Below are 9,742 nucleotides of genomic sequence, written 5' to 3'. Positions count from 1 at the left end.
GAGCAACAAAGAGTAAATCGCCCCTAGGCAGAACCCTTAGGGCAGCGCCTGTTTGGCATTGATGCTACGTTATCGCCTATTTATGGGGAATAACCACACCACATAGGCTCCGCCTTGCCTAAATACCAAACAAACTGCTGCAAATTCAACCTTGAAAGATCAACAGACCCTAGCTAATTACCAATTAGGTAATAACATAAAAAGCAGCTGAATTGTCAGCTGCTTTTTTGTTAAGTAAAGAGTTGCTTAGTTATATTGAAATAGGTTATCCCAGCGCTCATCTAATATGGCTTTTGCGTGCTCTAGATTTATCGCGTTATATAGGGTGTTTGTGCAAGTTACTAAATGCATGCGTTTAAGCTTTTCAAGCGCATCGCTAATTTCAAAATCTAGCTCGCATTTATACTTTGTTTTAAACCACGTCTCTATTTGCTCATCAAGCATTTGTGCGCTTAAGCCACTTTCTGATTTTAGTAAAAATGTATAGGCAAGCAGAGCTTCTTTTATGTCTTCTTCTTCGGCGGCGTCTATAAGGGTATGAAAAACACCGGCGTTGTTATCAAGGTTTTTAAAGTAAAGATTATCGCTCAGTGCTTTCATAAATTTAATTTTACGGTTTTTAAATTTACTCCACTCTTTAAACACAAAACTGCCAAATACTCCAATACCAATGGCTAACGTAATAAAGTGCTGCTGAGTCATGGTAACGGCTTTATCACTAAACCCTCCCCAAAATGTAAACAAAGCAAACAGTAAAAGTAATGAGGCGCCCAGTTTGGTAACTAATACTACCGCACCGCCAATAAGTGCCGATGAGCCAATAATCACTTTATCAATAGGGCGCATGCGTACTTCGCTATTAGGAAATAGCATTTCTAAGTCAGCTTTTGGCACATTTTGAAATAGTTTTACTATGGTTGAGCTGGGCTCAAACCCCATAGGTAGTTTATTTTTTGATTCAAAATAGGCTTTGTCTTTAAAACGGATAAATACTGCTACGCGATCGTAGTTGGTAAAATGCAGTGGCTTTTTACGTAACCCCCAAAAACTGGTTATGGTTTCGGTGAGTTGCGACTCGCCACGGCGATAAAAAACCACTTCTTCAAAATCCTCAAACTCTACCTCAAGGCGCACTTTAAATAGTGATTCTTCGTTTAGTGCATCTTGCAAGTCTTGATGGGTGATCACTTCAAAATTAGCCGCGTTTAGAACTTTGGCAAAATCTTTAGCAAAATCACGTTGGCACTGCGCTTTTTGTTCATCAGTCACGCTGTTTATCAAACGAGTATCGCTATTTGGATCAAAAGGCGCGTAATTATTTTTTAATGACTCAAGTGTGCCATGGTAATGAAAGTGAATTAAGCTGGCTAAAAGTTCACAAAGCTGCTTAAAAGAAGTTTGTTGGTCTTTATTAAGCTCTTTGGCGCACATTGTAATGATGTCGTGTTTTCTAAAGGGAATGTAGCGAGCAGTTTGCATATTGTGAAAATTTTAAAAGTATAATGGTATATAAAGATAATAAAGCAGTCTTATAATGATTACTATGTTGACTGTATTTCTTCAGGTAGCATTAACCTTATTATGAGATGATTTAGTCACTTACCTAATTGCTAACAGGACGTTTATGGCTATACAAAAAAAGCTCAAGCAAAAAACACGTCAGTTTATTGAGTCTAAAAATATGTTGGGTGGGATTACTATCGCCTCATTTTTAGAATCCACCATAGTGCCCATTCCACTCGAGGCGGTGCTGGTACCACTTATGCAAGCACGACGAGAAAAGCTCTGGCAAATTGCCCTTATGGCAACACTAGGCTGTATTGTAGGTGCGCTATTTGGCTATGCTTTAGGCTATTACTTATTTGATATAATTGGCGATTGGGTTATCAATACATTCTCAAGCCCTGAGCAGTTTGAAAACGTAAAACAAAAAATGCAGGCACAAGGATTTTGGTTTGTATTAAGCCTAGGCATCGTGCCTATTCCGTTTCAAATTGCGATGCTAGCCGCTGGCGCAACTAAGTATTCTCTGGCGCTGTTTTTATTAGCAAGCGCTATTGCTCGCTCTATACGTTATTTTGGTTTGGCAATAGTGGTGTATTATGCGGGCAATCAAGCTGAACGTATTATCAGTAAGCACAAAACTAAGACTATGATTGGATTAACTATTTTAATTGCTATTGGCTGGATAATTAGTACACAAATATAAATAAAGCAGTTTAAGTTTATGGTATAGTTTTTAGCAACAATAATAAGTTTAAATACAGCCTATGATGAATCCGGAAAAAGTGAGCCTTAAGCTCAGCCGCTTTGTAAAAATTACCAGATTAAACAAACTGTTAATTTTAGCTATGCTGGCATTTATTATTGGCTTTTCAATTTTTTCGTTAATGCGCTTTCCTTTATTGGATTTCAAACAAAATCTTTACGGCTTTACCACTGACTTTATTAACTTAGTGGTTATTTTTACAATTTTCTTTATGGTGCAATGCTCACAATTAGCTAAAAAAGCCTATTTGTATGTCAGTATCGGTTTAATGTTATGGACTGTAGCATCTACTGCCGATGTGCTTGATGAAGTAATACATCAGCCTCTTTGGATAAGTAATTACGTAGAGGATTTATGTCGCACATTGGGTATGTTAATTACCGTTTATGGTTTATTTAAAACCATGCACTTTATGCAGCGAATGCACACTCGGTTGGCGCAAGAATTTATCATAGATGATTTAACTAAAGTGTATAATCGACGCTGTTTTTATCAGCATGTGAAGGAGATTGTTAATAATCCTTACACTGTTTTAATCATAGATCTTGATCATTTCAAACGTATTAATGACGATTTTGGCCATGATGTGGGCGATCAGGTGCTTAAACAGTTCGCAGATAAAGTGAACCATCTTTTTAAAAATGAAAATATTTTTGCTCGCATAGGCGGTGAGGAATTCGCCGCTTACCTGCCTAGTTATGAGCTTGATGAAGTGCTTAACTTTGCGCAGACTATTCTAGAAACTGCTCGCACTATTACAGTACAAAATCAGCGTTCTTTAACGGTTAGTATCGGTATTGCGCACCGTAGCAGCGATCAGAGTTTTGAAAATGTAATGAAACGTGCAGATCAGGCATTATACCGAGCTAAAAAAGCAGGCCGTGATCGCCTTGAGGTTGCTTAAACATAGTAATTTTATAAAATAGATTTCGCTTGTGCTATTTTTGGGGACTTCTGTTACAAGATAAAAAAGGGACTTTATGGATGAGTTAATCGGATTAGCAATTATTATATCTATTGCGATTGTTGCAGGGGCTATTTGTGGATTAGTAGCCTTAGTGCAATTGAACACCCTTAAACAAGAGGTTGCAGTATTAAAACTAAAACTATTACAGTTTGAGTCAAATCAAAATGTAGCAAAAAATGAAAAATCCTCCGCTGACCCTCAAGTAGATAACGCAATACCTCTAAACCGCTCAGATATTCCTGCTGCTGTTAATAAACCAGTAAGCATTAAACCTCCACCACCTCGTAAAACGATAACTAAAAAACCATCGAGTATTGAACTGCTTTTTAAACAATTACGTGCTGGCTTTGAACAAAACTGGATGACCTGGATTGGTGCTATTGCTTTGGCTTTAGGTGGCGTGTTTTTAGCAAAATACAGTTTAGAGGCGGGGTTACTTTCACCAGCAATGAGGCTCAGCGCTGGTGGATTATTTGGTATTGGCTTAATCGCAGCAGCGTATTATTTACATTATAAACGCATCGTTTTTGAGGGCTTTAATAATTATATTCCTGCAGCCCTTGCAAGTGGCGGCTTTATAACTTGTTTTGCCTTAATGTTTTTGGCTTATAACAGCTTTAGCATGCTAAGTGCTGAGTGGGCATTTATTGGCTTAGCAGTTATTGCTGTGTGTGCTAGTGCAATGGCAATAAAGTTAGGCCCTTTACTTGCTGTAATAGGCATTATAGGCGCTTACAGTGTCCCTGTTTGGGTAAATACGGGCAGTGGGCAGTTATTTTCTTTGCTTATTTATGTTGCCCTTGTGAGTGTTGCCGCAGCAGTTGTGGCACATAAAGTAAAGCGTATTTGGCTGTGGTATTTACTATGGGTAGGGCATATTGGCTGGTACTTGGTTGGACTCACTCTATTTAACTACGACACAGTGTGGTTAATAGGCGCTTTTGCGTTGTTAAGTATTTTAGGATTAATCGCTATTGCACGCTTAGGCTTGGGCTTTAACACCCTTGAAGTACGCCCGCACAGCTTTAAACGGTTAGTTAATTTATTTCCAGACCACGGTTTGTTACTGGCCTTTATTGCTCCTTTAATGATTGCCATGCTGTTGAGTGTGTTTAATTTACAATGGCAAATCGTGGCGTTATTAAGCATCGCTTTGTTACTATTTTTAGTGCTAAAAAATAGCCGTTGGGATGCGTGGCAAGGGGTCTCTTTATTGGTTGCGCTGTTATTAGTGGTCAGTGCTAAACAAACTTACACCTTTGATGACGCGTTATTTATTTTTAAAAATGAGTACGGGTTAGGCCTATTACTTGCTCTTGGGTTAAGTGGCTATGGACTCTATTTTGGTAATAAATACCCAAAACGATTAACTTTTCATCTGCTTGCTTCATTAAGCGTGTTTGTCTTGGTGGGCACTTTGTATGCGATGATCCCAAATACGGCTTTAGCAACCGCTTACCCTCTTTGGGCGGTATTGCTATGTTTAATGAGTGCCGTGTTAATTAAATTTACGCAAAATAATACAACCTTATGGCAACGCTTTAGTTATTGGGTGGGGGCAAACGCCAATATCACCTTAGCAATTACAATGTTACTGAGTGATAGCGGCCTTACCATTGCACTGGCTGTTCAAGTATTACTGCTGAGCTTACTGATAAAAAAATACAATGTGGCTATGCCACACTGGCCAATAAAAGCCCTTGTGGCGGCATTACTTTTACGCCTTACCTTATCGCCGTGGACGCCTAGTTATGATGAGCTAAGCATATTTGGTTTGCATTGGAGCTTAGTTGTTTACCCGCTGTGTATTGGGTTATTTTTTGCAGCGGCTAAATGTTTTAATACTTCAAAACTAAAAATATGGCTTGAAGGAGCAGCACTGCATAGTTTAGCGTTATTTGTGACAACCGAAACCAGTTATCAACTGGTAGGGCACTACCCTCAGCTGTTTTCTTTAAGTTTTTATGAGCAAGTTTTGCTCAGTTGTAACTTGCTTGCTTTAGGCTGCGTTTATTTATATCGCGCGCAAAGTGCAGGGCAGCTGGGTAAGTTATACCGCACTGCAGCTTTGATTTTATCAGCGTTAGCTGGCCTGTTGTTAATTCAAACAACGTTAGATAATAATCCGTTATTAATGCGTCTTTATGTTGGTGAAACACCAATCTTTAACTGGGTGCTTTTAATCTGGTTGGTCCCGAGTCTGCTGGTGTTATGGTTAGCGAGTTTAGTTAAATCGTTAAATGCTAAATTGAGTCAAATTACACTCGGTGTGTCTGGTTTATTAGCGGTATTAGCTATCAACACCTTGATCCGTCAATATTGGCAAGGCGGCTTCATCTACCTTGATAAAGCAACCAGCGACGCCGAGCTATATAGCTATTCGGTTATTTGGTTATTACTCGGCGCGCTGGTAGTGATAGCCGGGCATTTAAAACAGCAACGGTTACTGCAAAATGTTGGTTTAGGTATTCTTGGCGCTGTAATTGTTAAGGTGTTTTTAATAGATATGGCAAATTTAACGGGACTTCTAAAAGCATTGTCCTTCATTGGTTTAGGGCTGTCGCTGGTAGGGCTTAGTTGGTTATTCCAAAAACTCAGAGAGCGCATTCATAGTTAAGTTCAAGCCCAGTACTTACTGGGCTTAAGCTCTTATTAATCGTTAAGTGCTGTGGTTCAGCAGTGCTTTAAGCTTACCAGGTTTTACTGGTTTACTCAGATAATGAATATTTTCGGCTTTGGTGGTTTGTTTTAGCTCAGTGTCACGCACTGCGGTAATTAAAATAGCCGGAATATCGCTTTGCCAAATTTCGCGTAGCGCTTTAATTAAAGTAATGCCATCCCAATCATTACCTAACTGATAGTCCATTAAAATAACATCAGGTGCGCCCTGTTCTTTTGCATAAGTTAACACCGCGTCCACTTTATCGAATAGGGTGTAATTTGCCTGCCAGCGCTTTAATAGGCTAGCCATGGCTGCAAGGTTTTCAGGGTCGTCGTCAACGGCAATAATATTTATCGCGGCGCGGTTGTCGACTATATTTTGACTGGATTGTTTTTGCTGTACTAATTGCGCATCACCATAAGGCACTTCAATGCTAAATCGGCTGCCTTTATTAGGTAATGAAACCACATCAATCGGCAGGCTCAATAAATCAGCCATACGTTTAACCACCCCTAAACCTAAGCCAACGCCTTTATTGTCGCTAGCTTCAATTCGATAAAAGTCGTTAAATATTTTTGCTTGTTCAATGTCGCTAATACCAGGGCCGGTATCCCATACTTCAATCCGTAAACTGTGCTTTCTGTTTCTACAGGCAATTAATACACGGCCATTTTCGGTGTATTTAATCGCATTTGACAGTAAGTTTTGTAGTATTCGGCGTAAGTAAGTAATGTCGCTGTGTACTATTTGCTTATTTGAACGTACTTTAAATGAGAGTCCTTTATCGCTCGATAAAATCGCATATTCGCTTTTAAGGGGATCTAAAATATCATCAATGTAAAAGTGACGAGGATTTGGGGTCATTGCCCCTTGCTCTAGCTTGGCAATTTCTAATAAAGCCGACATTAAATGCACGGTGGAATCGAGGCTATCACCTAGCTTATTAAAGTTATTTTTATTGGTGCTATCTAATTGAGTTTCATCAATGGCGGCGAGATATAATCGTGCCGCATTGAGCGGTTGTAAAATATCATGGCTGGCCAGTGCTAAAAAGCGAGTTTTACTATCATTCGCTTGCTCAGCTTCACGTTTAGCTAAAGTAAGTGCTTGCTCTGTTTGTACGCGACTATCGATTTGTGCTTGCAGGCTACTATTAATGGTTTGCACTTCTTGGGTGCGCGCTTCAATGCGGTTTTCTAAGTCCATATTAATTTCTTCGAGCGCATTTTGCGTACTAATATGATTAGTAATATCAGAAAAACTCGTTACAAACCCCCCATCAGGTAGTGGGTTGCCTATCATTTCGTAAACTTGGCCATTTCGACGATGACGAATAAAGTGATGTGAGCTGCCATTTTTTAAATGCTGAACCCGCTTATCAACATGGCGCTCGATTTCACCGGGGCCGCATTCACCGCGCTCTGCGTTATACCGTATTATTTCTTCAATGGGCTGGCCAACTTGTAAAAAACCCTCAGGGTAGTTAAACATTTCGCTATAGCGCTTATTCCAAGCAACGAGGTTAAGATCTTTATCTACCACAGATAGTCCGTGGCTTAAGTTTTCTAGTGAGGTAAATAGTAAGTTCTGATTAAACTGCAGTGCTTGTGTGGTTTCATCAAAAAAGTTTACCACTTCTTCAAACGCCATTCGTTTGCCAGATGATACTGTATGAATAAGTGCTTGCGCAGAGGAAGCACCTAATACTCCAGTCAGTGCGCGTTCGCAGTAGGCAATAAAGTCAGCGCGAGGGTGTGCATTGTTGTCGTTTAAATCATGATGGAGTGCGTAATGCGATAAAATTTGCTGGCTACGCTGAATGCCTAAAAAGGTTTGCAGTAAAATTTTAAAGTCGTATACCGTGGCTTTTACGTTTTTATTTAAGCGACGAGATAAAATGGCCTGATCTTTGGGATTAACAAATGCCGCCGCTTGAATTTTATCGATTAAGCGCTCTTCAGCTCCCAAGGAAAAGCTAATGTAACAGCCAATATTAGCAAACAATGCGATTAAGGTGCCTCTAGTTATAAGCGTTTGTTGCAGTTCACTGTCTAGTGGGTTAGGGGCTTCTAAAATAGGCAACATCAAAAATAGCACCCAACAAATGACCCCTGCGAGTAGCCCAGCATAAACACCATAAGCATGACCTTTTCGCCAATATAAACCACCCACAATAGCAGGCAATAATTGTGACACTAATGAGAAAGCCACTAACCCCATACTGGCTAGCGCACTGCCACTACCAAACCATTGCTGATAGAAGTAGGCTAAAATAAGCACCCCAGCAATGGTAAAGCGCCGTACTAATAAAATGCGGGATTTGTAGCTAGTGGTGATTAAATTACGTTTAAATTTACGGCGCAACATTAAGGGGAGCACCACGTCGTTGGAGATCATGGTGCTTAGTGTAAGTGTTGCAACAACAATCATGGCTGTGGCAGCAGAAAGCCCACCTATAAACACAAAGGTGGTTAAAAAAGCGTTATCGTGCAGCATAGGCAGTGCCAGTACAAAGCTGTCTGGGGATAAACTGCGGCCTATTTCTGGGTGAATAGCAGCGGTGGCAATAGGTAAAATCATTGCTGCGGTTAATAACAAGTACAATGGAAAAGCCCAGCGAGCAGTAAATAAATGGCGTTTATCTTGGTTATCAACCACGGTGACATGAAACTGCCTTGGCAAACAAATTATAGCGGCCGCCGCCATTAGTGACTGACCTATAAAGTTAAAGCTAAAAAAGTCGAACTGCGCCCAATGCAGCCAAATTGACTCGGCAACTTGGCTAGAACCCTCTGTGGGTAAATTAAATAAGCTATATATTGCAAGCCCTGCAACAGCCGCCAGAGCAAACAACTTTATTAGCGACTCAAACGCCACAGCGAGCATTAAGCCCGATCGGTACTCGGTTACATCAACTTTGCGCGTGCCAAAAAATATAGCAAATAGCGCCATCATTAAAGTGGCCGATAACGCCAAAATATCCCCAGATATCTGATTACTATTTTGCAAAAGTAAAAAGCTAGAACTAAGCGCTTTTAATTGTAATGCAATGTAAGGAATAGTGGCTAATAAGGCAATAATGGTCACCATAATTGCAGTGGTTTGGCGTTTGCCGTAACGCGCTGAAATAAAGTCGGCAATAGTGGTGATATTTTGTTTTTTACTCACCAATACCAGTTTACGTAAAAAGCCTTGGCCGAAAAAAAACAGTAAGGCGGGTCCTAATAAAATAGGCAAAAAGCTCCAACTACTAGTTGCAGCGGTGCCTACCGAGCCATAGTAAGTCCACGAAGTACAATAAATTCCCAATGCAAATGAATACACAAATGGGTGATGACTAATACGCTTGGCAAGTGGGGTGGTCTTATCACCCCAATTTGCCAGCCAAAACAGCACGCCTATGTAGCCAAAGGCAACAATGAGTAGTACAGCTGTCATGTTTATTTAACCTCGTAGAGTGTTTTTATAATTTGTCATAACTATACCCAAACTATTTCAAGATGCGAGCGCCAGTTGGAGTTTGAAGTAGTTTGCTTATTAACAATACCTAGCTGCAAATAAAGTAGGGGGTATACATTTTGTTTATGTTATCTATAAATAAAATAAAACTATGATATTTAAGGGTTAATTTGTTTTTGTCTATTTAGTTAGACTAATGTCTTATTCCCACGGTTTGTTTTAATTTGGCTAAAAGCTTGAGCAATAAAAATCTATTAAGCTACTGAAATTTAAGTGGTTCATGAGTTGTTTATTAATTGATCATGCGCAGTTTACGGAAACGTTAATATGTTGTTACGACTATTGTCGCAATTCAATATTTGAATTGCATTGCTAAATTGGTTAA

Annotated in this window: 5 protein-coding genes; 3 read left to right on the top strand and 2 right to left on the bottom strand. The window is 39.7% G+C overall.

Annotated elements, in window-relative coordinates; all coding sequences use genetic code 11:
• Positions 1-246: 246 nt before the first annotated feature.
• Positions 247-1,479 (bottom strand): TMEM143 family protein, encoded by a 1,233-nt coding sequence (locus tag CWB76_RS17060; RefSeq protein WP_138609195.1) that lies wholly within the window; start codon positions 1,477-1,479, stop codon positions 247-249.
• A 145-nt stretch (positions 1,480-1,624) separates the two neighbouring features.
• Between CWB76_RS17060 and CWB76_RS17055 the strand changes: the two genes are divergently transcribed.
• The 3 genes from CWB76_RS17055 (at position 1,625) to CWB76_RS17045 (ending at position 5,853) form a co-directional block, all read left to right on the top strand.
• Complete coding sequence (locus tag CWB76_RS17055) at positions 1,625-2,209, top strand: YqaA family protein (RefSeq protein WP_138609193.1); 585 nt, start codon at positions 1,625-1,627, stop codon at positions 2,207-2,209.
• 64 nt (positions 2,210-2,273) lie between these two features.
• Entirely contained in the window at positions 2,274-3,173 is a 900-nt protein-coding gene (locus tag CWB76_RS17050) for a GGDEF domain-containing protein (RefSeq protein WP_138609197.1), read from the top strand.
• 76 nt (positions 3,174-3,249) lie between these two features.
• Positions 3,250-5,853: a DUF2339 domain-containing protein gene (locus CWB76_RS17045; protein ID WP_138609191.1), complete on the top strand. Its 2,604-nt coding sequence runs from the start codon at positions 3,250-3,252 to the stop codon at positions 5,851-5,853.
• 42 nt (positions 5,854-5,895) lie between these two features.
• On the opposite strand, the gene CWB76_RS17040 is transcribed toward CWB76_RS17045, so the two are convergent.
• Entirely contained in the window at positions 5,896-9,336 is a 3,441-nt protein-coding gene (locus CWB76_RS17040; RefSeq protein ID WP_138609190.1) for a hybrid sensor histidine kinase/response regulator, read from the bottom strand.
• Positions 9,337-9,742 lie beyond the last annotated feature (406 nt).

It is taken from the genome of Pseudoalteromonas sp. S1609, assembly GCF_005887255.1.
Lineage (GTDB): Bacteria > Pseudomonadota > Gammaproteobacteria > Enterobacterales > Alteromonadaceae > Pseudoalteromonas.
This window is presented reverse-complemented; position numbering and strand designations above follow the sequence as displayed.

What these genes read in the sequence shown, in the direction of transcription:
- CWB76_RS17060 (WP_138609195.1), bottom strand. Translation starts at nt 1,479, where the DNA reads ATGCAAACTGCTCGCTACATTCCCTTTAGAAAACACGACATCATTACA.
- CWB76_RS17045 (WP_138609191.1), top strand. Translation starts at nt 3,250, where the DNA reads ATGGATGAGTTAATCGGATTAGCAATTATTATATCTATTGCGATTGTT.
- CWB76_RS17040 (WP_138609190.1), bottom strand. Translation starts at nt 9,336, where the DNA reads ATGACAGCTGTACTACTCATTGTTGCCTTTGGCTACATAGGCGTGCTG.
- CWB76_RS17050 (WP_138609197.1), top strand. Translation starts at nt 2,274, where the DNA reads ATGAATCCGGAAAAAGTGAGCCTTAAGCTCAGCCGCTTTGTAAAAATT.
- CWB76_RS17055 (WP_138609193.1), top strand. Translation starts at nt 1,625, where the DNA reads ATGGCTATACAAAAAAAGCTCAAGCAAAAAACACGTCAGTTTATTGAG.